The organism is Eubacterium sp. ER2 (genome assembly GCF_000765215.1).
In the GTDB taxonomy this organism is placed as follows: Bacteria; Bacillota; Clostridia; order Lachnospirales; family Lachnospiraceae; genus Claveliimonas; species Claveliimonas intestinigallinarum.
In genome coordinates, this window is record NZ_JPJE01000004.1 from 18,702 (window position 1) to 44,306 (window position 25,605).

At 56.5% G+C, this 25,605-nt stretch carries 24 protein-coding genes and 2 pseudogenes; 3 read left to right on the plus strand and 23 right to left on the minus strand.

Annotated elements, in window-relative coordinates:
- Nucleotides 1-208: 208 nt before the first annotated feature.
- Nucleotides 209-1,477, minus strand: coding sequence for a transglutaminase domain-containing protein (locus NI21_RS0101150; protein WP_033124414.1), 1,269 nt, complete (start codon nt 1,475-1,477; stop codon nt 209-211).
- A gap of 152 nt (nt 1,478-1,629) precedes the next feature.
- On the opposite strand from NI21_RS0101150, the gene NI21_RS0101155 reads away from it, so the two are divergent.
- Nucleotides 1,630-2,868, plus strand: a complete 1,239-nt coding sequence (locus NI21_RS0101155; RefSeq protein WP_033124415.1) for a peptidoglycan-binding protein — start codon at nt 1,630-1,632, stop codon at nt 2,866-2,868.
- 96 nt (nt 2,869-2,964) lie between these two features.
- Here the strand turns inward: NI21_RS0101155 and NI21_RS0101160 are convergent, their stop codons facing one another.
- From NI21_RS0101160 to NI21_RS0101260, 21 genes are all read right to left on the minus strand, one after another.
- Entirely contained in the window at nt 2,965-4,380 is a 1,416-nt protein-coding gene (locus tag NI21_RS0101160) for an oxaloacetate decarboxylase subunit alpha (RefSeq protein WP_033124416.1), read from the minus strand.
- A gap of 72 nt (nt 4,381-4,452) precedes the next feature.
- Nucleotides 4,453-5,604 carry a sodium ion-translocating decarboxylase subunit beta gene (locus NI21_RS0101165; protein ID WP_033124417.1) on the minus strand — a complete coding sequence of 384 codons (1,152 nt, stop codon included), beginning with the start codon at nt 5,602-5,604 and terminating at the stop codon, nt 4,453-4,455.
- A gap of 62 nt (nt 5,605-5,666) precedes the next feature.
- Nucleotides 5,667-6,053, minus strand: a complete 387-nt coding sequence (locus NI21_RS0101170; protein ID WP_033124418.1) for a biotin/lipoyl-containing protein — start codon at nt 6,051-6,053, stop codon at nt 5,667-5,669.
- A 27-nt stretch (nt 6,054-6,080) separates the two neighbouring features.
- Nucleotides 6,081-6,905, minus strand: a complete 825-nt coding sequence (locus tag NI21_RS0101175) for an OadG family transporter subunit (protein WP_033124419.1) — start codon at nt 6,903-6,905, stop codon at nt 6,081-6,083.
- A gap of 14 nt (nt 6,906-6,919) precedes the next feature.
- A complete protein-coding gene (locus NI21_RS0101180; RefSeq protein WP_033124420.1) occupies nt 6,920-8,359 on the minus strand; it encodes an acyl-CoA carboxylase subunit beta in 1,440 nt (479 codons plus the stop codon).
- A gap of 241 nt (nt 8,360-8,600) precedes the next feature.
- Entirely contained in the window at nt 8,601-9,632 is a 1,032-nt protein-coding gene (rseP, locus tag NI21_RS0101185; RefSeq protein WP_033124421.1) for an RIP metalloprotease RseP, read from the minus strand.
- A 3-nt stretch (nt 9,633-9,635) separates the two neighbouring features.
- On the minus strand, nt 9,636-10,787 hold the full coding sequence (locus tag NI21_RS0101190) for a 1-deoxy-D-xylulose-5-phosphate reductoisomerase (RefSeq protein WP_033124422.1): 1,152 nt from the start codon (nt 10,785-10,787) through the stop codon (nt 9,636-9,638).
- Between the two features lie 35 nt (nt 10,788-10,822).
- Nucleotides 10,823-11,620: a phosphatidate cytidylyltransferase gene (locus tag NI21_RS0101195; protein ID WP_033124423.1), complete on the minus strand. Its 798-nt coding sequence runs from the start codon at nt 11,618-11,620 to the stop codon at nt 10,823-10,825.
- A complete protein-coding gene (locus tag NI21_RS0101200) occupies nt 11,613-12,338 on the minus strand; it encodes an isoprenyl transferase (protein ID WP_033124424.1) in 726 nt (241 codons plus the stop codon). The genes NI21_RS0101195 and NI21_RS0101200 overlap by 8 nt, the downstream gene beginning before the upstream one ends.
- A 74-nt stretch (nt 12,339-12,412) precedes the next feature.
- A complete protein-coding gene (gene frr / locus NI21_RS0101205) occupies nt 12,413-12,964 on the minus strand; it encodes a ribosome recycling factor (RefSeq protein ID WP_033124425.1) in 552 nt (183 codons plus the stop codon).
- 27 nt (nt 12,965-12,991) lie between these two features.
- A complete protein-coding gene (gene pyrH, locus NI21_RS0101210) occupies nt 12,992-13,687 on the minus strand; it encodes a UMP kinase (RefSeq protein WP_033124426.1) in 696 nt (231 codons plus the stop codon).
- Nucleotides 13,688-13,794: 107 nt separating this feature from the next.
- Nucleotides 13,795-15,150: an MATE family efflux transporter gene (locus NI21_RS0101215; RefSeq protein ID WP_052083756.1), complete on the minus strand. Its 1,356-nt coding sequence runs from the start codon at nt 15,148-15,150 to the stop codon at nt 13,795-13,797.
- A gap of 207 nt (nt 15,151-15,357) precedes the next feature.
- Complete coding sequence (locus NI21_RS0101220; RefSeq protein ID WP_033124427.1) at nt 15,358-15,843, minus strand: AAA family ATPase; 486 nt, start codon at nt 15,841-15,843, stop codon at nt 15,358-15,360.
- Between the two features lie 137 nt (nt 15,844-15,980).
- Nucleotides 15,981-16,604, minus strand: a complete 624-nt coding sequence (locus NI21_RS0101225) for a DUF3841 domain-containing protein (protein WP_052083758.1) — start codon at nt 16,602-16,604, stop codon at nt 15,981-15,983.
- 12 nt (nt 16,605-16,616) lie between these two features.
- Nucleotides 16,617-17,099: an A24 family peptidase gene (locus NI21_RS15965; RefSeq protein ID WP_242842791.1), complete on the minus strand. Its 483-nt coding sequence runs from the start codon at nt 17,097-17,099 to the stop codon at nt 16,617-16,619.
- Nucleotides 17,100-17,104: 5 nt separating this feature from the next.
- Nucleotides 17,105-18,061, minus strand: coding sequence for a tRNA-dihydrouridine synthase (locus NI21_RS0101235; protein ID WP_033124428.1), 957 nt, complete (start codon nt 18,059-18,061; stop codon nt 17,105-17,107).
- 59 nt (nt 18,062-18,120) lie between these two features.
- Nucleotides 18,121-20,268, minus strand: coding sequence for a HAMP domain-containing sensor histidine kinase (locus tag NI21_RS0101240; RefSeq protein ID WP_052083763.1), 2,148 nt, complete (start codon nt 20,266-20,268; stop codon nt 18,121-18,123).
- A complete protein-coding gene (locus tag NI21_RS0101245; protein WP_033124468.1) occupies nt 20,240-20,938 on the minus strand; it encodes a response regulator transcription factor in 699 nt (232 codons plus the stop codon). Before NI21_RS0101245 ends, NI21_RS0101240 begins: the two co-directional genes overlap by 29 nt.
- Nucleotides 20,939-20,985: 47 nt before the next feature.
- The gene (locus NI21_RS0101250) at nt 20,986-21,639 is read right to left on the minus strand and encodes a DUF374 domain-containing protein (protein ID WP_242842789.1); all 654 of its coding nucleotides are present in this window, start codon (nt 21,637-21,639) and stop codon (nt 20,986-20,988) included.
- Nucleotides 21,551-22,858, minus strand: coding sequence for a glycosyltransferase (locus NI21_RS0101255; protein ID WP_033124431.1), 1,308 nt, complete (start codon nt 22,856-22,858; stop codon nt 21,551-21,553). Before NI21_RS0101255 ends, NI21_RS0101250 begins: the two co-directional genes overlap by 89 nt.
- A 15-nt stretch (nt 22,859-22,873) precedes the next feature.
- Nucleotides 22,874-23,383 carry a DedA family protein gene (locus tag NI21_RS0101260; protein ID WP_033124432.1) on the minus strand — a complete coding sequence of 170 codons (510 nt, stop codon included), beginning with the start codon at nt 23,381-23,383 and terminating at the stop codon, nt 22,874-22,876.
- Nucleotides 23,384-23,757: 374 nt separating this feature from the next.
- Between NI21_RS0101260 and NI21_RS17205 the strand changes: the two are divergent.
- Together NI21_RS17205 and NI21_RS17210 are read left to right on the plus strand one after the other, a co-directional pair.
- Nucleotides 23,758-24,096 (plus strand): annotated as a pseudogene (locus tag NI21_RS17205) (MATE family efflux transporter); the annotation flags it as partial.
- A 67-nt stretch (nt 24,097-24,163) separates the two neighbouring features.
- Nucleotides 24,164-25,018: an MATE family efflux transporter gene (locus tag NI21_RS17210; protein ID WP_369792751.1), complete on the plus strand. Its 855-nt coding sequence runs from the start codon at nt 24,164-24,166 to the stop codon at nt 25,016-25,018.
- A 63-nt stretch (nt 25,019-25,081) separates the two neighbouring features.
- Here the strand turns inward: NI21_RS17210 and NI21_RS16950 are convergent.
- Nucleotides 25,082-25,546 (minus strand): annotated as a pseudogene (locus tag NI21_RS16950) (type III toxin-antitoxin system ToxN/AbiQ family toxin); the annotation flags it as partial.
- Nucleotides 25,547-25,605: the final 59 nt, after the last annotated feature.

The window sequence follows — 25,605 nt, forward strand, 5'->3', positions numbered from 1 at the left end:
TCACCTTTTCCCTTCAAAATGTTTTCATGTAAAATGCGAAGATTGTTCTGCCAGCCAGAGCGCGCTCCATATTTCCGGGCGAAATAAAAGGCAGTATGTGCAAGCACAACTGCCTTTTAACATTTCTCCCCCAGCGACAAATCATGTCTCCACAAATTGTATAGATTATACTACAAATTAGGACAATTTTCAACCGATAAAATAGATTTTATTCGTACTCCCAGTACATCGTGATCTTGTCAAGGCTTTCATCGTCCCGGTAGGAGTACCGCACCGTGCCGATACCGTACAGGTGCGCCAGGTTTCTGGCCGCCCGGTCAGCCAGGTCTGTCAGCACCTCCTCCCGGGCCTGCCGGTAGACCTCAGGCCCGGAAAATTTCAGCACGGTTCGTTCCTCCCCCGCCGCGATGGACCGGTTCATTGCCTGCAGGATGGTCTCCGGATCATAGTTTTCATAGTACATGCCGTTCACCACATAGTAATTGTAAGCCATAGTATTGCAGGCCGGGAGCTCCTGGTCGCTGTCCGGCGTGTGGGTCTGAAAAAGCTGTGTGTCGTCGCAGCACATGTAGTCGTAGGCAATCTCCGGGTTCTCCTCCTGCCGGTAGACCGGGTCGCCCCAGGTGGCGTCCACATAGCAGTACTGATCCTGGCACCTGACCAGGTTCCAGGCATGGCCGCCTTCCCCTGACTGGGAGACGGCTGTACCGCTGACATAGGTGCAGAACACGCCCAGACGCTCCAGCAGGTACTGCACAGCCTTGGCGTAGCCGGCGCACACAGACCGCTTTCCAACAAACACGCTGTAAATATTCTGATTGTCCTCCGCCGTCAGGTCGTACTCCACGCCGCGGATCACATACTCGTACACGTACAGGATTTTCTCATAATCTCCTGCCTGGCTGTCTATCCCTGCCAGGCATCTGGCCGCCTCCTCCTCGATCTGTCTCCGGCGCTCCTCCTTTTCCTCCTCCGTGCAGTTGTACTCCGGCCGCAGAGAGGCGCTGCTGCCGGAAAGGCCAAAGGAGGCGCTGCTTGTCACCACGCTGCCGGCCCCGTCGCACCAGAATAGTTCCGGATAGTCCTTCATGACCAGGCCGTACAGACGGTCGATCTCCTCTGTGGATGCGTCATCCAGCTCTATCTCCTCCTGAAAGTCCAGAAGTCCGTCCCGTATCTTCCCGTAGACCTCCTTCTCCTTCTCATTCAGCTGCTGAAAATAGTATTTTTCTGTCCCGGCAGTTTCCCCGGACGCCTCACCGCCTTCTCCCTCTCCAGTTTCTCCCTCTTCGGCCTGCGCCTGCCCGCCGTCCTCCGGGGCCGGCTCCTCCAGGGCCGCCGTCTCCATGACTTTGCCCTGCCGCGCCCTTAAAAGGGCGGCAATGCTGTCCCCGCAGCCAAAAAGAACCGCCCCGGCCACAGCCGCCAGGAGCAGGCAGAGCAGCCCCCATCCTCTTTTCTTTTTTCTTCTATTCATATGGCAGAACTCCCGCTGTATTTTTCATAAGCCGGTCAGGCCGGCATTTTTTGCGTATCCAAATATAGTATATGAAAATTTTCGTTTTTTCACAATCTGAATTTTCCCTCATATACTGACAGTGACAAAACATTGCGCCCGGGAGGTTAACTATGCCTTCTTCCATAGGAAAACTGAAAATCAACGTCACCTCAGAAATAAACGGGTATCCGGTCTCCGGAGCCGACATCCGCATCTCCTACACCGGCATCCCTGACAACATACTGGAGGAGACTTCCACCGACAGCTCCGGCCAGACCGAGACACTGGAGCTGGACGCGCCGCCCGTGGAGTACAGCCTGGATGTAGATTCCGATGAGCAGCCCTACTCCGAGTACACCATCCTTGCCAGCGCCCCGGGATTTGAGACGATCAGCATAGCAGGGGCCGAGATCCTGGGAGATGTGACTGCCATCCAGAACATAAGGATGCGCCCCTCCGACTCCACAGACAGCCGGGAGGAGCGCTTTGTGATCCCCGCCCACACTCTCTACGGGAACTATCCTCCCAAAATACCGGAGGATGAAATCAAGCCGGTAAATGAGACCGGAGAGATCGTTCTGAGCCGGGTGGTGGTGCCGGAGTACATCGTGGTCCACGACGGCAGCCCCAGGGACAGCACAGCCCGGAATTACTATGTAAAATACAAGGATTACATCAAGAACGTGGCCTCCAGCGAAATCTACGCCACCTGGCCCGCCAACACCATCCGGGCCAACGTGCTGGCCATTATGTCCTTCACCCTGAACCGGGTGTACACGGAATGGTACAGGAACCAGGGCTATGATTTCACCATCACCTCCTCCACGGCCTTTGACCACAAATGGATCCCCGAGAGAAATGTGTACGACACCATCTCCGTCATCGTGGATGAGCTATTCGCAGATTATCTCTCACGCCCCAATGTGCGCCAGCCCATCCTGACCCAGTACTGCGACGGCCGTCAGGTCCAGTGCCCGAACTGGATGACGCAGTGGGGATCCAAGTCCCTGGGGGACCAGGGCTATACGCCCATCGAGATCCTCCGCTACTACTACGGGGACGACATGTACATCAACACAGCCGAGGCCATCTCCGGCATCCCCTCCTCCTGGCCGGGCTACAATCTGGAGGAGGGCTCCTCGGGAGCCAAGGTGCGCCAGCTGCAGGAGCAGCTGAACGTCATCGCCGGGGCCTATCCGGCCCTCCCGAAGCTGGGTGCAGACGGCATCTACGGCCCTGCCACGGCAGAGGCGGTGAGGAAATTCCAGAGCGTCTTCGGCCTTCCACAGACCGGGATCACAGACTATCCCACCTGGTACAAGATTTCCGAAATCTATGTGGGCGTCTCCCGGATCGCGGAGCTGACGTGAAGAGAGACCGTTTATGGCATATAACATCGCTTATCCGGGAGGAAAAGAAACAGACCGCGGAAGTTCCGCGGTCTGTCTTATCTCTTTTATACTGTTTTACACCGGATAGCTTCCGCTCTCTGTGTCTGCCACAGTGGGGTCGATCTTCGTCTGCTGTGCCTCCCGGTACTTGAAGAAGTCCACGGCAACCTGCGGGAAGAGTGCGTATGTCAGCACGTCCTCATCCTGCTGGATCCACTGCTCACACTCTTTTCTGAGAGTGTCCAGCTCATCCGGGATCAGGTCCGCCGGACGGCATGTGATGATCTCGGGATTATCGCCCAGCACCTTCTTAACCACATCCGGATTGAAGGGCTTTACGGTAGCTCCGTACTTTCCGCTTAAGACATCCTTTGTCTCCTTTGTGGCCATCTTGTAGCGCTCGCCCATCAGCACGTTGAACACGGCCTGTGTTCCCACGATCTGAGAGGACGGTGTAACGAGGGGCGGCTCACCCAGATCCTTGCGGACTCTCGGCACTTCCTCCAGAACCTCGTAGTATTTGTCCTCAGCTCCCTGCTCTTTCAGCTGGGATGTCAGGTTGGAGAGCATGCCTCCGGGTACCTGGTAGAGGAGTGTCTTGATGTTAACGCCAAGGTTCTTCGGATTGAGAAGACCGCTGTCCAGAGCCTCGTCCCTGATCGGGCGGAAGTAATCCGCGATCTCTGCCAGAAGCTTCTGATCCAGTCCTGTGTCGTAGGGTGTGCCCTTGAAGGTCTCCACCATAACCTCTGTGGCCGGCTGGGAGGTTCCCAGCGCGAACGGGGAGATGGCTGTGTCAATGACATCCACGCCCGCCTCAACAGCCTTCAGATATGTCATGGAAGCCACACCGGATGTATAGTGGGTGTGGAGCTGGATCGGGAGGTCAACTGCCTCCTTCATAGCGGAGATCAGCTCTGTAGCCTTGTAGGGCAGAAGAAGTCCTGCCATGTCCTTGATACAGATGGAGTTTGCGCCCATATCCTCGATCCTCTTCGCAATGTCGATCCAGTAGTCCAGGGTGTAAGCGTCGCCGATGGTGTAGGAAAGAGCCACCTGGGCGTCCGCTTTCTCCTTGTTGGCAGCCTTGACTGCGGTCTGGAGATTGCGGAGGTCATTCATACAGTCAAAGATACGGATGATGTCAATTCCGTTTGCGACTGATTTCTGAACAAAATACTCAACAACGTCGTCTGCGTAGGGACGGTAGCCAAGGATATTCTGTCCTCTGAAGAGCATCTGCAGCTTTGTATTCTTAAAGCCGTCCCGGAATTTTCTGAGGCGGTCCCACGGATCTTCCTTCAGGAAACGAAGGGACGCGTCAAAGGTAGCTCCGCCCCAGCACTCTACGGAGTGGTAGCCCACCTGGTCCATCTTGTCGATGATAGGCAGCATCTGCTCTGTCGTCATACGGGTGGCGATCAGAGACTGATGTGCGTCACGCAGAATGGTTTCTGTTATTTTCACTGGTTTTTTCTGAATTTCTGCCATTATTTCTTCCTCCATTATATTCTATTCAAATGACCGGCTCCGGCCGTCTTCCCAGGCCGGAGAAGCCGGCTTTTACATCACTCCGAAGATAGCCATAAAGGTTCCGGCCACGACCGCCGTACCGATAACTCCGGCCACGTTCGGTCCCATGGCATGCATCAGAAGGAAGTTCGTGGGATCATATTCCGCGCCCACCTTCTGGGATACCCTGGCCGCCATAGGCACGGCAGACACGCCGGCTGATCCGATCAGCGGGTTGATCTTTCCTCCGGACACCACGCACATGATCTTTCCGAGCACCACGCCTCCGGCCGTACCGAATATGAAGGCCACAAGTCCGAGGGCTACGATCTTCAGCGTATCCAGGTTGAGGAACGCCTCCGCGCTTGTGGTTGCGCCGACGGATGTGCCCAGCAGGATAACTACGATGTACATCAGAGCGTTGGATGCCGTCTCTGTCAGCTGCCTTACCACGCCGCACTCACGGAACAGGTTGCCCAGCATAAGCATACCTACAAGGGGTGCTGTGGTGGGAAGGATCATACATACCACGATGGTAACGATAATGGGGAAGAGGATCCTCTCCAGCTTAGATACGGGCCGGAGCTGCTCCATCTTGATCTTCCTCTCCTTATCCGTGGTCAAAAGCTTCATAACCGGCGGCTGGATAATGGGAACCAGCGCCATGTAGGAGTAAGCCGCCACGGCGATAGGCCCCAGGATCGCTGTCTGCTGCAGCTTTCCGGCAAGGAAGATGGATGTGGGGCCGTCCGCTCCGCCGATGATGGCGATAGCCGCAGCCGCCTTGTCCGAAAATCCCATGGCCATAGCGCCAAGGTAAGCGGTGAAAATACCGAACTGCGCTGCCGCGCCCATCAGGAAGCTGGTAGGGTTGGCGATCAGCGGTCCGAAGTCCGTCATGGCTCCTACACCGAGGAAGATCAGTGACGGAAGGATGGACCACTCGTCCAGTACATAGAAATAATAGAGAAGACCTCCTGTGCCGTTGGCCGCGTCCTCCGCATGCAGCATGATATCCGGATAGATATTGACAAGCAGCATACCGAAGGCGATGGGTACAAGCAGCAGAGGTTCAAATCCATGTTTTATTGCAAGATACAGGAAAAAGCATGCAACAGCGATCATGACCAGGTTTCCCCATGTAAGGTTGAGGAAGGCCGTCTGCTGCACGAGGTTTCCCAATGTCGTTAATATATAATCCATTTTTTAACCTCCAGTCGTGTTTCAAAAGTTTCCCAGCAGATGCAGCGGGTCCGCTGCCCTGTTTAGTTCAGTGTAGCCAGTACCGCGCCTGCCTCTACGGCATCGCCCACAGCCACATCAATGCTGGCAACTGTTCCGTCCTCCGGTGCCACGATGGGGATTTCCATTTTCATAGCCTCAATGATGACAACCGCATCGCCGCGCTTTACGGCCTGGCCTACATTCGCCTCGATCTTAAATACCTTTCCGGCTGCTCCTGCCTTCACCTGGATGGATCCTGCTCCTGCTGCCGGGGCCGGTGCCGGTGCGGGCGCTGCCGCGGGTGCCTTCGGTGCGGGCGCTGCCGGTGCCTTCGGTGCCGGTGCCGCTGCGGGCGCCGCTCCTGCCGCCTTCTCCTCAACCGTTACATCATATACATTTCCATTTACTGTGATTGTGTAATTTTTCATTTTTATATCCTCCTGATCCGGTTATGCTTAAATCCATTTATTTGATTTCCGACGTCTGATGCTTCTCACGATAAAGCCGTCTGCCGGTACTTCCTCTGATGCCGCGATAGCTGCCGCGATAACTGCCACCAGCTCGCTGTCGTCTGTCACGTCCTCAGCCTCCGCCTGGGTCTCCGGGGCCGGCTGAGCCGGTGCGCTCTGGGCCGGAGCCTCAGATGCCTGTGCTGTGGAGATCTCCGGGGCCGGAGCTGCTGTGTTCTTCCTGGAAAATGCCTCCTGCAGCTTCGGTATATATTTCAGCAGGGAGATGATCACGCAGATAATAATCAGTACACAGAACACGGTTCCCATGCCGAGCAGCGTGTTCAATCCCGCCTTGCTCAGGATCTCGCCCATGGAATAGATCCCGCTGACTGTAAGGCTGTCCAGATGCAGGTTGCCCCGCACATCCGCCTTATAGATGAGCTCAAGGTTGGCCTCCCTGTCCGCGAACTGGGCTGTGGTTGTCACAGAGAGCTGTGTCTGGGAGGCGTCGTATGTGAAATCGCCGTGTCCCTCATAGGCTCCGCACTCATCCACACCTGCCTGCCAGGCGTCCATAGAGCTAAGGAAGCTGTCCCCTGTGAAGGGATAGCCTGACTGCGCCATCTGGATATCCAGCTGCTCGTCAGAGAGGCTGTTCCACTGCTCGATCGTCGTGTCGTCCGCGGTGGAGCAGTAGCTGATGAGGAACTCGGTGGCCTCCTCGATGGTGGCCTGGTCATACTCCACTCCAGAGTCTTTGCCGCTGCACCCGGCCAGGGCAAACACAACTGTAAGTGTGCATAATAATAAGCTAATTTTCTTCTTCAATTCGTCTCACCTCACTAAACTGTTCCATGTTTCTTTGCAGGACGATCCTCTCTCTTTGTAAAGAGCATCTCAAATGCTCCGATAATATATTTGCGCGTCTCTGCCGGGCTGATGACAGCGTCCACATACCCGCGTCCTGCCGCGGAAGCCGGGCTGGACTGGAGTGTGCGGTAGTCAGCCGCCTTCTCCGTCTGCGCTGCCCTGTCTGCATCCGGGTACATGATCTTTGCCGCCAGATTTGCGTCCATCATACCGATCTCGGCGTTCGGCCATGCGTAGACCATATCCGCGCCGATGGATTTGCTGTTCATGGCCACATAGGCGCTTCCGTAGGCTTTTCCAATGATCACGTTCACCTTCGGGACAGTAGCGTCGGCAAAGGCGTAGATCAGCTTGGCTGTCTCACGGGCCAGGTTTCTCTCTGCGCACTTGGAGGCGTCAAAGCCTGTCACATTGGTCAGCGTCAGGACCGGAATGTTAAAGGCGTCACAGAACTTCACGAACTGAGATGCCTTGCGGGCTCCCGCTGTGGACAGGGATCCGTCAAATTCCGCCACTACCTCTGCGTCCTCGTTGTAGACCTTGGAGCGGTTTGCCACAGCTCCCACTGTCATGCCATTGAGACGGATAAAGGCTGTAACCATATCCTTCGCGTAATCCTTCTTCACCTCGAAGACTACGCCGTTGTCTGAGATCTGGGCCAGGGCAATGGCTGTATCCTCCGCCGCGTTCTCAATATCCGCGCACAGACGGTTCAGGTCATCTGTACACTCGTCGTAGGATGCATCCTCCTCGTTATTGCAGGGCAGCATGCAGACCAGTGAGCGGATATCGGAGAGGATCTCCTCCTCTGTCCCCACTTTGTCTACAAGTCCCGCAGACTCACTCTGGAATTTCGGGGAGGCTGTGTCGCACTTCTGGGCTGTGTTGCCCGGGATTGCGTTGGGAGAATTCACGAACAGCTTCGCATTTTTCTCCTCCATAAATGTAAAGTCTGTCAGTGCGGCAAGGGCAGCCAGTCCGCCGCCGCAGCTTCCGAAGATCGCTGTGATCTGGGGAACAACGCCGGATGCCAGCGTCTGCTTCAGATAAAGCTGTCCAAACGCGTCCAGCGCGTCTGTGGCCTCCTGCAGACGGATTCCCGAACAGTCCACAAGCCCGATGACAGGTGCTCCCATCTTCATCGCCATGTCGTAGACAGACACGATCTTCTTCGCGTGCATCTCACCCATGGATCCACCCAGCACGGATGCATCCTGGCTGTAGACGTAGACAAGATTTCCGTCGATCAGCCCGTATCCGGTAATGACGCCGTCTCCCGGAGTTTTTGTTTCCTGCATGTTAAAATCAGTTGCTCTGGCAGTCACGCCGCCGCCGATTTCAACAAAGCTGCCTGCATCAAGAAGAGAAGTAATTCTCCGGCTTGCTGCATTTTCTGTTGCCATGTTGCTCATAACCTAGCCCTCCATTTTCATTATTATTTAAATCAGGTTTTCTCATGCAGATTATTGATAATTGCAAAAAGTCAACCAAATTTTCTGCCTATTATATTATATATTTTTTCTCATCTTAATTCAACTGTTTTTCGTATTTCTGTTAAAAATTTGGCAATGGCAGTCTTTGTCGGAAAAAGCAAAAAAAACAGCCCTCTGCTTTTCAAAGCAAAGAGCTGCTCTCCGTTTTTGGAAGCATATTCTAAAAGAACACCCTCTGTATGTCGTTAAACATGACTACCACCATCAACGCCATCAGAAGCACGATCCCGGCAAAATGGACATACCCTTCCTTCTCCGGCGGGATCCGCTTGCGCCGTACCGCCTCAATAATGAGAAAGACCAGCCGGCCTCCGTCCAGGGCGGGCAGGGGCAGAAGGTTCATAACCCCCAGGTTGGCGGAGATCAGGATCGCAATATTCAGCATATTGACAGCCACCGTGGCCGCTCCGTAGCTCTTGGCCTCCTGGTAGGTGTCATCCACCACGTCCACGATGCCCACTGGCCCGGAGAGCTGGTCAATACCGATCTGCCCTGTCACAAGCATCTTCAGGCTCAGGAGAGTAGTGTCAATCCAGTATTTCACCTCGTAGGCCCCATACTGGACAGCCGTCAGGGGCCCTGCCGCCGTGTAGCCGCTGCTGCTGATGCCCAGCCTGTAGTACTGCAGATCCTCGTCAAGCTTCGGGGTGATGGTGACAGTGTGCTCCTTCCCGTCCCTCTCATAGGTAAGCTCCACGTCCTCCCCCTGGTGAAACTGGTTGTACACCTGAATCTCCTTGAAGAGATGGATATGTTTCCCGTTCATCTCCATGATCCGGTCGCCGGCCTCAAGCCCTGCCTGGGCAGCCGGATAGTCTGCCTCCACCTCTCCCGCCACCGGCTCGTCGTAGCCCGACGCTCCCACAAGGACGGCGGCGCAGATGAGAGCCAGGATGAAATTGAACACAGGCCCTGCCGCTATGACGGAGATCCTGGCCCACACGGACTTGTTGTTGAAATTGGCGGGGGAGTCCGTCGCCTCCTCGTCCTCGCCCATGGCGCAGTACCCGCCGATGGGCAGGATGCGCACCGCGTACAGGGTGCCGTGGTACTCCTTCGTAAAGATAGCCGGTCCCATTCCGACGGAGAACTCCTGCACGTCGATATGGTTCAGCTTCGCCAGGGTAAAATGCCCCAGCTCGTGGAAAAAGATGATAAAGCTGAAGATTAAGATTGCAATGATGATACCCAAATGTTACCTCCTGCCAAGTCTGCTGTTTATATACTCATAGACGCCCGCCTCTGTGTCCAGTATCTCGTCCAGGGAGGGGGAGGGAATGTTCACATGCCTCTCCATGCACTCCCCGATCAGATCCGTGATCTCCAGGTAGCCGATCTGCCGGTCCAGGAATTTCGCCACAGCCATCTCGTTGGCCGCGTTAAACACAGTGGGGAGGCTGCCGCCGGCCCGGCCCGCCTGGTAGGCCAGGTCCAGGGCCCGGAAGGTCTCTGTGTCCGGCCTCTCAAAGTCCAGCTTTCCGATCCTCCAGAAATCCAGCCTCTCCCCCGGCAGATACCTCCTCTGCGGGTAGTAGAGGGCGTACTGGATGGGCAGCTTCATATCCGGCGTCCCCAGCTGGGCGATGACGGCTCCGTCGTCGTACTCCACCATAGAGTGGACCACGCTCTGGGGCTGTACCACAACCTGGATCTGGTCCACGTCCACGCCAAAGAGCCACTTTGCCTCGATCACCTCCAGCCCCTTGTTCACCATAGTGGAGGAGTCAATCGTGATCTTTCTCCCCATCTCCCAGTTGGGGTGCTTCAGGGCATCCTCCACCTGTACATTTTTAAGCTCCTCCCGTTTTTTCCCCCGGAAGGGCCCGCCGGAGGCGGTCAGAAGGATCTTCTTCAGAGCTCCTGCCTGCCCTCCCTGGAGGGACTGGAAGATCGCGCTGTGCTCGCTGTCCACCGGCAGGATGGACACGCCTCTCTCCTTTGCCAGAGGCATGATGAGATGCCCCGCTGTCACCAGAGTTTCTTTATTGGCCAGGGCGATATCCTTCCCCGCCCGGATGGCCTCCATAGTGGGCCGGATGCCGATCATGCCCACAATGGCTGTTACAAGTATATCCGTCTTCTCCTCCGTTGATACCTGGATCAGGCCGTCCATGCCGGATACAACCTGTGTGTCCAGGTCCCGGATACGGTCCTTCAGCTCCGCCGCCAGCTTCTCGTCCCAGACAGCCGCCAGCCGCGGAGAGAACTCCCGGATCTGCCGCTCCAGGAGATCAATATTTCTTCCTGCCGCCAGGGCAGTCACTTCTATATCTTTGTTTTCTCTCACAACCTCCAGTGTCTGTGTCCCGATGGAGCCTGTGGAGCCCAGTATAGCTATTTTTTTCATTTCTCTCCTCCTTCCCGCAGAGGTGCCCTGCTCTCTTATCCGATCAGCCAAGCCAGATAATAGATGACAGGAGCTGTAAAGATCACGCTGTCAAACCGGTCCAGTATGCCGCCGTGGCCCGGGATCAGCTTCCCGTAGTCCTTCACATTGTGGTTCCTCTTGATGGCTGAGGCCGCCAGGTCGCCGATCTGGGAGATAACGCCTCCCACGCCGCAGATCACCGCGTAGAACAGAGGATCCACGTCCGCTCCGCCCCACTGGTTCATGGCCAGGGAGAAGAGGGCGCCCAAAAGCGCCGCGCCCAGGACGCCTCCCACGCCGCCCTCCACGGATTTCTTCGGGCTTAAGCGGGGCGCCATCTTGTGCTTTCCGATGAGCATGCCCACGCAGTAGGCACAGGTATCACACCCCCAGGAGCTCAGGAAAATGAGCCAGACAGCCACTCCGCCGTCGGGCAGCATCCTCGTCTGATACACGTAGGACAGCATGACGGCCACATAGAAGAGGCCGAAAAAGGTCACCATCACCTGCTCTGTCCGGAAAGCCGGAAAGGTGAACACGTACACCGCCATGACCACCACAAGGAACAGGATGGTGAACGCGGTCATCCACTCCATCCGGTCTGTGTACAGGAGCGCGTAGTAGACCAGGGCCCCCAGATAGCCAGTGACACCGAGGGCCTTCCTCTGCACATCCACCACCTTGTAGAGCTCGCCCATACCGATAAGGCTGATCACCGCCAGCACGCCGAAGAGAAGATTGCCGCCGTATCCCACCGTGGCGATGAGGATGATCACCAGCACGATACCGCTCAAAAGCCTTGTCTTAAACATGTTCTCCGTCCTCCTTCTTCTCCACTCCGCCGTACCGCCGGTCCCGGCTGTTGTACTGCTCGATGGCCTTCATAAGCTCTTCCTTTGTAAAATCAGGCCAGAGCACATCTGTGAAATAGAACTCTGAATAGGCGAGCTGCCACAGAAGGAAGTTGGACAGCCTCTCCTCCCCGCTTGTGCGGATGAGAAGATCCGGATCCGGAATGTCATGGGTGTCCAGATAGGAGGAGATGACCTCCGAAGTGATACTCTCCGGCTCCAGCTTCCCATCCTTCGCGTCCCGCGCTATCTTTCGCACCGCCCGGACGATCTCGTCCCGGCTGCCGTAATTGAGGGCGATCTGGAAATTCAGGCCGCCATTGTTCTTCGTGGCCTCCTCAAGCTCGGCGATCCGGCTGCGGATGTCCGCATCCAGCCGGGTCTTGTCGCCGATGACCCGGACCTTCATATCATTTTTCGCCGCCGTCTTCAGACAGGTCTTCATGTAGTTGCGAAGAAGCTTCATGAGGGCGTCCACTTCATCCTTGGGGCGGCTCCAGTTCTCCGTGGAGAAGGCGTACACAGTCAGATACTTGATGCCCATTCTCCAGGCCTCCTCACAGATCCTCTCCACATTTTTGCTTCCCTGGGCATGGCCGTAATTGCGGGGCATGCCCTTGGACCTGGCCCAACGTCCGTTTCCGTCCAGGATGATCGCCACATGCCTTGGTACATTCATCGCATTGTCTCCCTTCACAAGAGGGACGGGCACATGATGTCCCGTCCCCCGTCTTTTCTCTCAGTTTTTTCTGACTAAACCGTCATAACCTCTTTTGACTTGCTCTCCACCGCTTTATCCACTTCTTTGATATATTTGTCTGTCAGCTTCTGCAGATCGTCTTCCAGATCCTTGATCTCATCCTCTGACACGTCGCTTCCCTTTAGCTTCTTGAAAGCGTCATTTCCATCCCGGCGGATGTTGCGGACAGCCACCTTGGCCTGCTCGCCTTTTTTCTTCACGTCCTTCACCAGCTCTTTTCTGCGCTCCTCCGTCAGCTCCGGAAATATAAGGCGCACGCAGGAGCCGTCGTTTGTGGGGTTGATGCCCAGGTCGGACATGTTGATGGCCTTCTCGATGACCTTCAGCATGCTCTTCTCCCAGGGCTGGATCTGGATCATCCGTGCCTCCGGCACAGACACATTGGCCACCTGCTGGATCGGTGTGGGAGTTCCGTAGTAGTCCACGGTGATCTTGTTGAGCACGTTGGGGTTCGCCCGTCCTGCCCTTATCGTCACCAGCTCTCCCTCCAGGTTCGCCAGCGTCTTCTTCATCTTGTCCTCGTATGGTTTCAGTCTTTCATTCATGATGGTTTCCTCCCTTATGACTTTATACTACACGGTCACCTTTGTGCCGGTAAATGTTCCAGATAATGTCTCCACAATGCTGTTCTCCTCGTTCAGCCCGAACACGAGCATGGGCATCCTGTTCTCCAGGCACATGATGGACGCGGTCAGATCCACTGCCATCAGCTTCTTGTCAATGATCTCCTGGATGGAGATCTCGTCGTATTTCACAGCCTCCGGATTCACCTTCGGGTCGCTGTCATAGATGCCGTCAATGGCCTTTGCCAGCAGCATGGCGTCAGCCTCGATCTCGATAGCCCGAAGCACTGCCCCTGTGTCTGTGGAGAAATAGGGGTGTCCTGTTCCTCCCGCGAAGAATACGACCTTGCCCTGCTCCAGCGCTTCCACAGCCTTGTCCTTGGAGAAGAGGGTGGTGAAGGCGCCGCACACAAAGGGTGTGAACACCTCTGTCTTCATGCCCACATGCCGGAAGATATCAGACACATAGATACAGTTCATGACAGTGGCCAGCATGCCGATCTGATCCGCCTTTGTCCGGTCGATGGTCTCGCTGGTCCTTCCCCGCCAGAAGTTTCCGCCTCCGGTCACGATTGCCACCTGGTATCCCTCGTCCACGATCTGCTTTACCTGCTTGGCGACGCCGATGCAGGTGTCCTCGTCAAATCCGGTCTTCTTCTCGCCTGCCAGCGCCTCTCCGCTCAGCTTTAACAACACTCTTTTCATAAAGTTTTGCTCCTTGTCTTACTGTTGTACTCCTGCTGCACAGCTGGTATTTCTCCTTCTGTGCATACCTAAATTAAAGTATAGCATAGGTTGCCCAAAAAGGGAACTTACTTTTTTCCGGGCGCTGCGCCCTCTCCCGGGGCCCGGGTTCCCATAATGCCAAAGTACATTGCCAGCAGGAGAGCCCCCGCCAGGATCCAGGCCGCGGGGCTTGCCATGCAGGTGCCAAGGTAGCTTCCCTGACGGGATGATATAAGCGCCACAGCGCCTCTGCCGATGAGCTCCGCCACGCCCGCCATCATGGGAAGGAGGGCATAGCCCATCCCCTGGATACCGTTCCGGTAGATGTTTACCACTGCCAGGGGGATGAACATGGCTCCGGCGCATTTCAGATAGATGTCCGCCAGCCCCATGATCTGCCCCACCTGCTCAGACACGAAAAGGACCACCAGATATTTCCCTCCCAGGAAAATGGCGCCTCCCGCCAGGACAGCGTAGATGCTTCCGATCACCGTGGCGGAGGAAAAGCCCTTCTTCAGCCGGTCCCATCTGCCTGCCCCCATATTCTGGGCACAGTAGGTGGCCATGGTGGTGCCAAGGGCCACGTAAGCCTGGCTCACCACCTGCTCGATCTTGCTGGCCGCCGCAAAGCTGGCCACGGACAGGGCTCCCAGCGTGTTGAGAGCCGCCTGCACCATGATGGTGCCGATGGCTGTGATAGAGTACTGGAGAGCCATGGGAAGACCGATCTTGATCTGCCACAGGGACAGGTCCCGGTGCAGCCGCCAGTCCTCCTTTTTCAGGTGCAGATCCGGCACCTTTTTGAAAATGTATATGAGACAGGCAGCCCCCGACACGCCCTGGGAGATGACGGTGGCGTAGGCGGCTCCCGCGGCTCCCATGTGGAACACGATGATGAACACCAGATCCAGCACTACATTTAGGAAGGCCGCCAGGATCAGGAAGTAGAGGGGCACCTTGCTGTTCCCCAGTGCCCGCAGGATGCTGGCCAAGAGGTTGTAGAGCACCTGCGCCACGATACCCGCGCAGATGACCATGATGTAGCCGTAGGCTTCGCTGTATATCTCCGGCGGCGTGTTCATCCATCCCAGGATCTGCTTCATCATGGACATGCTCAGCACCGTCATGATGACAGAGACAACAGCGGATAAAATGCAGGCAGATGCCACGGACTGGCGCATGGCCTTCATGTTCCCGGCCCCGAAGTGCTGGGCCGTGATCACGGTAAAGCCCGCCGTGAGCCCCTGCAGGAAGCCGATGATAAGGAACATCAGGGTGCCGCAGGAGCCCACCGCCGCCAGGGCGTTGGGGCCCACGAATTTTCCCACGATCACTGCGTCCGCCATGTTGTAGAGCTGCTGAAATATATTTCCTATAAAAATGGGGATCGTAAAGTTCAGGATCACCCTGGCCGGGCTTCCCACTGTCATATCTGTTTCCATCCAGTCTTCCTCCTCTGTCTTCTTTTATGCGCAAACGAGCTCCATTATAAAGAAGGCGCGGGAAGAATGCAAGACTCTTCCGCCAAAAATAACAGGAATTTCTCTTCCCCTTTACAGCGGTCCGGCCTCCGGCCCGGCGCCGCTGCAAAAAAGAGCGGCAGACCGCTTAAGTCCGCCGCTCTTTGCCGTGCTCTTCTCAGCCGTGCTTTAAATATATTCTTTTCTCTCAAAATATTTCATCAGTATGTCCGCACAGTTCTCCACGCCCAGATCCGAGGTGTTCAGTATCATGTGGTAGTTGTTCACATCCCCCCATGTCTTCCCGGTGTGCTCGTAATAGTACTCCGCCCTCTCCTGGTCTGTCTTCTCGATCTTCCGCTCCGCCTCCTCGCGGCTCAGGTTTTCCTTGCCCATGATCCTCCGGACCCGGTCCTCCTTGTCCGCGCACACGTAGATGTTGAAGGCATTGCGCCTGTCCTTGAGTATCTCGGAGGCGCATCTTCCCAGGATGATGCAGGGCTTTTCCGCCAGCTTCTTGATGACCTCTACTTCAGAGTCGTAGGTATGGCTGCTCATCTCCTCCTCCACATTCACCTTGTCATAGACCGGAATGCCGAGTCTCTCGGAGAGCTCCTGAGCGATCCTGCTGGCTCCCGTGCCGTAACGCCTGCTCATGGTTATCACTAGTTTCATACCAATTCCTCCTTTGTAGTCCGGTTTTTTGTGCTGCGTGGTCATTATACCATGGCCACTAAGCTCGTAAGGAACCTCGCTAAGTGTCCAGGTATATATTCACACCAGGCTCGAAAGTACCTCGCCAAGTGTTCACATTATACCACATCTTCGCCCGGATGTACAATCCGAAGGACCCATTCCCTGCGGATTTCCCATATATTCCCGCACACGTTGAAGACAGTCCACCTGTCGATGTCGAAAATCCGGTCCCAGCTCTCCCTGATCCGCCTCTCCTCCTCCGGGTACATGCCCTTGTACCGGCCCTGGAAAAACTCAAATCCGTTGGCCACTCCCAGCTCCCTCAGGTGCTGCCTGTACTGCTCTCTGTCCTTCCCGTCCTTTGGAAGGTAGATGCGGTTCAGCACATAGTCCCACTTCTCATCATCAAAGTAGATGACCTGGTCCCTGGGCACCTCCAGCACATACACCACCGTGCCCGGGACAGGCCGCAGGCAGTTCTCCCGGCTGATGGAGCACCAGATGGGCGCCTGTACATCCGGGGGCTTTTCCACCATGGCGGACGCCTTCCTCGTGAACCAGTCGTAGCTCTCCAGGAAGAGGGGCGCAATGTCGCCGAAATGAAGCTGCACATAAATCCTCTGGTTGATGATCCGCCCGTCCCGCTCAAGCTGGTACAGCGTCTTGTCGTTCTGCCTGGTGTAGAGACGCACTGTCTCTTTCCGATCCCTTCCCTGGTCTCTCTCCGTACTCCGCTCCATGTCCTGTTCCTCCTATCTTCCCACATACCAGAGGGCCAGCTCTTCCCCCCAGAACCATGCCGCCACCATGCCAAGGCACAGAAAAGGCCCAAAAGGGATCCCATCCCTCCTGGACAGCTTCCCTCTCAGCAGGAGGGCCGCCGTCACTGCCCCGGCTGACAGAATGGCCAGGGCGCCGGCCGCCAGCACGGCTCTCCATCCCAGGAAAAATCCCCCCGCCCCTCCAAGTTTTATGTCTCCTCCGCCAAAGGCCCCCGGCAAAAGACAGCAGACCACCACCAGGGGGAGGCTGCCGCAGAGCAGACCTGCCAGCCTGTCCGCCAGGTCCAGTCCCTCCCGGCCGCACCCGGCCGGGGCTGCGCCGAGTCCCCAGCACAAAAGGCCCGCCGCCAGGATGCCCGCCCATATCCTGTCGCGGATCTCCCGCCGCGCTATATCCTCCGCGGCCGCCCTGGCCAGCAGAAGGAGAAAAATACACAGACAAACAGTGCGCATAAGCTTCACACGGTATGACACTCCCTGAACAGCTCCTCGACCGCTGCCTCGTAAGCCTCCGTCCTCTCCGCCTTGCGTATCTTCTTCAGAGGCCTCCTCCCGTCCTCGAAGAGCTGTCCCATATAAGCCCAGAGCTCCTTCATCTTGAAGAGCACCGGCCTGGCTCCCGGCATCTCCTGCCTGTACCAGTCATATATCCGGTCGTGAAAGGTTCTCAGAGCCGCCTTGTCCGGCATCCTGCCGCCCTGCAGCTGCAGGTGGAGGGCCGGGTCCACAAGGAGTCCCCTGCCTATCATGACCCGGTCCAGAGCCGGGAACCGCTCTTCCAGCGCTCTCATATCCTCCCCGGTCCGGATATCCCCGTTGTAGCAGACAGGACATCTGCTGTGCTCCGCACCGTAGGAAAAAAGGTCCATATGGACCGGACCGCTGTAGAAATCCCTCTGCGTCCTGGGGTGGATGATGAGCTCCTTCAGAGGATAGCGGTTGTAAATGTCAAGGATACGGAAGAATTCCTCCGGCTCCTCCACCCCCAGCCTTGTCTTGACCGATATCTGCATCTCCCCCAGGGAGCCTTCTCCTCCGCAGGCTGAGAACACCTCCGCAAAGAAGGCGTCCAGCTCCCCCGGCTTTGCGAGAAAGCCGGAGCCCCTGTACTTGGTCACTACTGTCCTGGAGGGGCATCCCAGGTTCAGGTTGATCTCCCGGTACCCCATCTCTCCCAGCTTCATCGCAGTGGTGATGAAATCCTGAGGATTGTTGGTGAGGAGCTGGGGCACCGTACAGATACCCCGGTTGTGGTCAGGGAGTATATCATTTTTCTCCCTGGCGCTGAACTTTCCCTTCTGCCCCGGGGCAATGAAGGCTGTAAAGTATTTCGATATGCCGGGGAACAGGCTGTGGTGCACGTTCCTGTGTATGTAGCCTGTGATCCCCTCCATGGGCGCAAAATAGTATTCCATCCTCTGTCCTCTTTCACCTTGCTTTGTCCTACTACTCTAGCATGATCCTGTGAAAAAGTCTATGCCCTGTGAAAGCGGATCTCCACCCGGAAGAGGTCCGCCTCTGTGGATACGTGGAGAGTGCCGCCCATCAGCTCCGTAAAGCTCCTGGCTATGGCAAGTCCCAGTCCGGAGCCCTCCGTGTTCCTGGAGGCATCTCCACGCACAAAGCGGTCCGTGATCTCCTCGGTGTCGAATGTGAGCTCTGCCGCGGACACATTTTTCATCCGGACCACCGCCTCTTTTTCTGTCTCCTCCACATCGATGAAGACTCTCGTGTGGGGAAGCGCATATTTGGTAATGTTGACGATCAGGTTTTCAAAGACCCTGTAGGCCTTCTGGCTGTCCAGCCTGAGGATGACCTTCTCCCCCGGCAGGCTCCAGCGGATGTCAAGGTCCGCTTCCTTTATATCCCTGTCGTACTCCAGCTCCACCTGCTTCAGGAGCCCGATGATGTCCAGGTCCATCAAATGCAGGGTGACGTTTTTGCTGGTGGCCCTGCTGATTTCAAAGAGGTCCTCGATGAGCACTCTCAGCCTCTGGGACTTTCGCTCCAGTATGCCGATGTACTCCCGCCTCTTTTCCTCGTCCTCCTCATGCTTCAGCAGATCCACATAGGTGATGATGGCTGTCAGGGGCGTCTTCAGGTCGTGGGACACGTTGGTGATCAGGTCAGTCTTCATCCTCTCGCTCTTTACTTCCCTCTCCACTGCTTTCCGAAAGCCGTCCTGTATCTTCACCAGCTCCTCCTGCACCGGCGTGAAGATGCCCGCATCCCCCTCAATGGGTACGTCCAGTCTCCCCTCGGCCAGCGTGCTGGTAGTCTTCAGGATCTGCCCGTACTGTTTCTGCACCCGGTTCAGGTACCTGCGCAGAAACAAAAACAGGACCACCGAGTAGATGACCAGCGCCCATACATCGTAGTACCACAGGAAGCTGATGAGCAGGATAGCGATAAAATTCAGGAGTACAACCTTCAGTATGAGCCGGTTCGTCCTGTCCCGGAAATCCAGATGGAGGAGGGCGTCGTACTGGCTCTTCACCGCCTCCTTCACTTTATGTCCGGCCCCCCGGGCTCTCTGCCGCATCGTGTCCGCCACGCCCCTGTCGCTGTCAAAGATCCACCTGGCTCCCCGCACCAGGAGGCTGCGCTCCCGCAGGCAGGCTGCCGGTGACCGCAGGAAATCCCACAGACACCCGCCGATCCAGAACAGGATAGCAAAGAGCAGGAGCCACACGAGAAAGTTGACCCCAAAGTTCAGAGCCCGGTCCGCATCGGAGGAGGCGGACGCTGCCAACAGCCTTCCTGTGCATGTCTTCCATATCATGATGGCAGGCCATATCATGGCGCAGGCCAGCAGGATAGCCGCTCCGGCCACCAGCTCCGGAGGCGCCCGGAACACGGCCTCCTCCTTCTCCCTCTCCAGGGTCCTGTACAGAATGCCTGCCCCGACGGCCAGCACTGTCAGGAACAGCATGACCCATATGAAGGCAGAGCTGTCCAGGATCCAGCGGGCGTACAAATAGGCGCCCCCGTAGGCGTCCGCCGCCATGGAGGCGGACAGGCAGGACTTTACATTGTCCATGGTCATGCCGTACACCGCCGTCACCTCCTCCGGGAGGGACATGGGCCATCTCTCCTGCATCTGCCACTCCCGCTCCAGATCCTCCTGTCCCGAGAGGAGGGACTCCTCTATCTGGTACTGCACATCCCTGTCCAGATAGCTGCTGGCCACCTGAACATTTCCAAGGCCCCCCTCACTGTCAAAGGAAAAGCGGACCCGGATGGCGTATCCGGCGCTCCCGGAGGCGTCCAGCTTTTCAGCAGCCCCCGCGCCGCTCTCGAGGAGAGCCTCACCGCCGTCATCGCAGAGGCAGTAGTCCATGTATTTTTCCAGTCTCCGGAAATCAGACGTGTCCATCTCCTCCCGCAGCTGGGACTCATCCATATTCTTTGCGATCTCATTGTAGAGCACATAGTTGCCCTGAAGGAGGGGCGACAGCATATCGGAGAGATACTGCGGCCCCTCGTACAGGTCCTCCGTGGCCTCCTGCCCCGCCTCCTCAAACGCGGGATAGAACAGCAGCATCGCAGCCGCGCACAGGCAGAGCACGGCCCCGGCCAGCGCCCGGCGTATCTTAGTCCTGTTTTTCAATTTTATACCCAACACCCCACACCACCTTTAAATATTTCGGATTTTTCGGGTCCAGCTCGATCTTCTCCCGGATATTGCGCACGTGGACCATGACCGTGTCCGTGTTTATGGCCCTCTCCTGCCAGACTCTCTCGTAAATCTCATCCGCCGAGAAGACCCGGCCCGGATTTTTGGCCAGGAGGAGCAGGATTTTATACTCCAGGGGCGTCAGCTTCACGGGGCTGCCGTCCACCGACACCTCCACCGTGTCCTCGTTGATCTCCAGCCCGCCGATGACGTGGACGTTCCCCTTCACCTCCAGTTTCTCCAGGAACTTCCGGTAGCGCCGAAGCTGGGAGTTGACCCTGGCCATCAGCTCCATAGGAGCGAAGGGCTTGGTCACATAGTCGTCTGCCCCCAGGCCAAGTCCGGTGATCTTGTCCACCTCCTCGGACTTTGCCGAGAGCATGATAACGGGGAAATCATACTTTTCTCTCAGCTTCAGCGTCATCTGGATCCCATCCATCCTCGGCATCATGATATCCACAATGGCAAGGTGGATTTCCTCCCTGTCCAGGATTTCCAGTCCCTCCACACCGTCCCGGGCCTGGAACACCTTATACCCCTGGCTTTTCAGATAGATTTCCACTCCTTCCCGGATTTCTTTATCATCCTCCACGATCAAGATATGATTGTCTTCCATAATTTCCTCCTGCTGTCTTTCTCTTTTGTCTTTCTCCTCCAAGTATACTACGTCTTTTTCCGGACAAAAAGGCCGGGTTTTCCCCTCTGCGTCTCCGCGGGGAGGACAGGTATGCTCCTCCTGGTGACACTGCCGTAGCTGTGGGCCCGCACAGTCACCTTTGAGAAGGGCAGAGGGATGGCATATCTGTCCCACCGCCTCCAGAGACGGAGGCAGGCGGAGTAGCTGAGGGTAAAGCCCGTAAACTCCACCCCCAAAAGCTCCGCAAAATAAAAGGCCAGCCTTTTCGGCTCATGCCGGGGCCCCAGGGGGCCGTCCAGAGCCACAGCCAGGGAAGCGTCCCTCCCCCGGAACTCCTCCAGTATCTCCTTCAGCTTTCCAAAGGAGGCCCGGCCATCGGCCACCCGCAGGGCATGGCCGCCGCAGCTCTCCACCATCCTCTCAATGTAGTCCCCTCTCGTGTCTGCCGTGACGATGACGTGGACCGGTCTCGTCCTCCCGGCCAGCTGCTCCAGCACCAGGTTCATGCAGAAGCTGTCCTCGTGCCAGAAACCGAAGACCTGGCGGCCTGGACTGACATCGTCTTCCGCCCACTCCACCCGCAGAGTCCTTCTAAGTACTCTTAAATAGCCGAGAAAAAGAGACTGCAGCACACTCTTCCCCGCGCTCCGCCACATGTCCCGACCTGTGTCCGCCCACATAGCCTGCCACCTCCTTCTGCCTCTTCTCCAGGCATCCTCTGTACATCTGCTCCGCCTGCATGGCCAGAAGGACACTCCGGCAGCCCCGGACGCTGGCCCGGGCACGGGTCCTCATCTCCTGCACCGCCGGCCCCTCCAGCGCCTTCCACACCTTCAGGCACCAGGCGTCCACATCCTCCGGCGCCAGATAGCCGTTCCTTCCATCCTCCACTGCGTCTTCCACCCCGGTTGCCCTCACAGCCACCACCGGGCAGCCCTGCGCCAGCGCCTCCTGGATCACGATGCCCTGGGTCTCCGACCTGGAGGCAAAGAGGAACAGGTCGCTGGCGGCCAGGTAGTACTTCAGCTCCCGGTTGGGGATATTTCCGGTAAAAATGACCATGTCCTCCAGACCCAGCTCCCGGGACAGCTCCTCCAGATGCTCCCTCTGGGTTCCCTCCCCGATGACCAGGAGGCGGAAGGGATCCATGTCCTCCTCCTTCAGCCTGCGCACTCCCTCCAGGAGAAACGGGATGTTCTTTTCTCTCTCCAGGCGGGACACGGTGCAGAACAGATATTTTCTGTCTTGCAGATACTCCTTTCGGATCTCTTCTGCCCTTCTCTCATCTGTCTCGAAAAAACTTTCCTCAAGTCCGGTGGGGAGCATTTCCACAGGGGTCCTCACACCCATCTCCAGGATCTGCCTTTTCATCCCCTTGGAGGGCGCCAGCACCAGGTCGCATTTCCCTGTGAACCACCGCATGTAGGCCGGAAGGATAAGGTCCCTCCCCGCCCGGATCAGCAGGCGCCTTATTGGCCCCGCCTTTTCTTCCTCCCTAAACAAGGGAAAATAGTGCAGATAGTCCTGGTACTTTGTGTGCCAGGTATAGACCACCGGTATATGGTACTTCTTTCTCAGCCAGAGAGCGGTATTTCCTGCAAAGACAGGCTGATGGACGTGGACACAGTCAAAGACCTCCCTCTCAAAGGCCTCTCTCACTTGCCGGTCCGCCACCCTGGGGTAGACCATGCCGTTGCTCATCTTTCTTTTAAAGCAGCTGCACCGGACCACATAGGCTTCTTCAGGGTCCTGATCCCCATTTTTCCCGTCCCCATAGTCCGGAGCAAACACCGTCACCTCGTGCCCCAGGGCCCGCAGCGCTTTCGCCTGTCTTTCCACAGAGACGGGAACGCCTCCCACAAAAGGCCTGTAATTGTTTGTCAGCATCGCGATCTTCATGTCTCATTGCCTCCTCTAGCTGAATATACGGATGGCAGCCTCCCCAAAGAAGTATCCTGCCCCCACAAAGAGGAGGTTCCACAGAAAGATACCAAGGGCAGAGCTCACCGTATATTTCACAAAATTCATTTTCACCATCCCCGCCGGGATGGAGATGAGCGTCCGCACCATGGGCAGCAGCTTGCTGACAAAGACGCCCACGCACCCCTTTTCCCGCAGGAACCGGATCTTTTCTTCTATGACGGGCCTCTGCTTTGGAAATTTTCTGAAATACCATCCCAGAAGCCGGGTGCCTCCTGTCCTCCCCAGAAGGTAGAGTGCCCAGCTTCCCGTCAGCCCCGCCGCCACGGACAGGATCATCACCATGGGAAAGCTTATCTCACCCTGGGAGGCCCATATCCCCGCCAGGGGCATGATGAGCCCCGCCGGGAAGCCGGGCAGGTTCAGGTATTCCAGAAGAACGATCAGAAATATGAAAAATGCGCCATACTCAAGAAAATAGTTTGTAAGCGTCTGGATATCCATAGAACACATCCTCCTTTGTATATATTTAGGATACCCACAATTTCTTAAGGAGCATGTGCCAAGAAACGAAAGATTTTCTAAAGAATTGACACAGCTCCCCTCCTGTGCTACATTTATATAGCAAAAACATACCGCTAAAATTCTGATGTGGATTTTTCTGGCACAGCCACTTTTCGCCACACACCTGCCGCCGGCAGATGTGTGGCTTTTTTACTGCCGCCGGGCTTACAGAAGGGACGCACTTTGGTGCGCCTCATATCAGACTGAAATACAAAAGTCAGCAGAAAGGAATGAAAAATATGAACGAGACATTTATGAAAGAGAAGCCCATCCTGCCCCTCATCACGTCCATGGCGCTCCCCATGGTCATCTCCATGCTGGTCAACTCCCTCTACAACATTGTAGACAGCTTTTTTGTGGCCCAGATCAGCGAGGACGCCATGACTGCCCTGTCACTGGTCTATCCCCTGCAGAACCTGATCAACGCAGTGGCCATCGGCTTTGGCGTGGGCATCAACGCACAGATCGCCTTCCACCTGGGAGCCGGAAACAGAGACCGGGCCGGCACTGCCGCCACCCACGGTCTCGTGCTTTCCGCCATCCACGGCCTCATCCTGTCCCTTGCCTGCATCGGAGCTATCCGCTGGTTCCTGGGCATGTTCACCTCTGACCAGAGGGTCATAGACCTGGGCGTACGCTACAGCGTGATCGCCTTCTCCTTTTCTGTGGTCATCTCTGTCGGGCTTGCCTTCGAGAAAATATTTTCAGGCTGTAGGGCGGATGAAACTGACCATGCTGAGCATGCTCTCCGGGTGTGTCGCCAACATCATCCTGGACCCTGTTCTGATCTTTGGCCTGGGGCCCTTCCCGGAGCTGGGCATAGAAGGGGCCGCCATCGCCACCGGCGCGGGGCAGGTGCTGACACTGGCTGTCTACCTGACTGTCTACAGAAAAGTCCCCATCCCGGTAAGGATCAGCCGCCGCCATCTGTCCGCTGACAGGCAGATGGATGCAAAACTCTACTCTGTGGGCATCCCCGCCGCCCTGAACCTGGCCCTCCCGTCTGTTATGATATCTGCGCTCAACACCATCCTGGCAGCCTGGTCTCAGAGTTACATCGTCATCCTGGGCGTCTACTACAAGCTGCAGACCTTCCTCTATCTGCCGGCCAGCGGCATTGTCCAGGGAATGCGTCCCGTCATCGGCTACAACTACGGCGCCGGAGAGAGGGCAAGAGTTCAGAAAATCTACCGGGTCACCCTGACCATGTGCGCCGTCATCATGGTGGCGGGCACCCTGGTCTGCCTGACAGTCCCCCACCTGCTGATCGGGCTTTTCACAGAAAATCCGGACACCGTGCAGGCAGGAGCCGAAGCGCTGCGCATCATCAGCTCCGGATTCATCGTCTCCTCTGTATCTGTTACATCCTCGGGAGCTTTAGAGGGTATAGGAAAGGGGTTCCCCTCCCTCATCATCTCCCTTTGCCGCTACATTGTGGTCATCCTTCCGGCTGCTTTCATTCTGAGCCGGCTGATGGGCCCTTCCGGCGTATGGCACGCCTTCTGGGCAACAGAGCTGATCACAGCCGTTGTTTCTTTTGCCGTGTACCGGAGGGCAGTTGTCCTCCCGGACTGACGCCGGGCTCATACCGTCCTGGCTGGTCTTCTCTGTACTGAGGCCGGGCCGGTACCGGCGGCACAGCTCCTCCAGCTTTCGGAAATCAATGCATCTTTCTGTCACCGCGCACTTCTTCCCCTCCACTTTCTTTCTATACAGGAGGGAAGCGCTGCGGCGGATCTTATCCTCCATTTTCTTGATATATCTGTATTCTGCCCGCAGCAGATCCCTGTATTTGTCATCCTCCTCCCGGGCAATGTCCACATACTCGTACTGTCCCTCCGGTACAGGAAACATATTGTTCAGATTGATGACCGCATAGTTCTTCACCTTGATAAGATCCAGGCTGTCTCTCATGGCGGCATGTTTCTCCTTAAAGGAAGAGAGGGGCGCAAAATAGTCCATATGATGGATATGCAGCACGATCCCTATATACTTTCTCCTGCGCCTTCCCTCCTCCTGCCTGTTGTAAAACAGATGGGGCGCGCAGGGACGCAGATATTCCACATACGCTTCTGTAATGTGGTAAAACTTGATATGGTTCATTCTGCCTCCTTGCCAGAGCGCTCTTTCAGACTGTAAAACTCATCACTTTGGAAATTTTG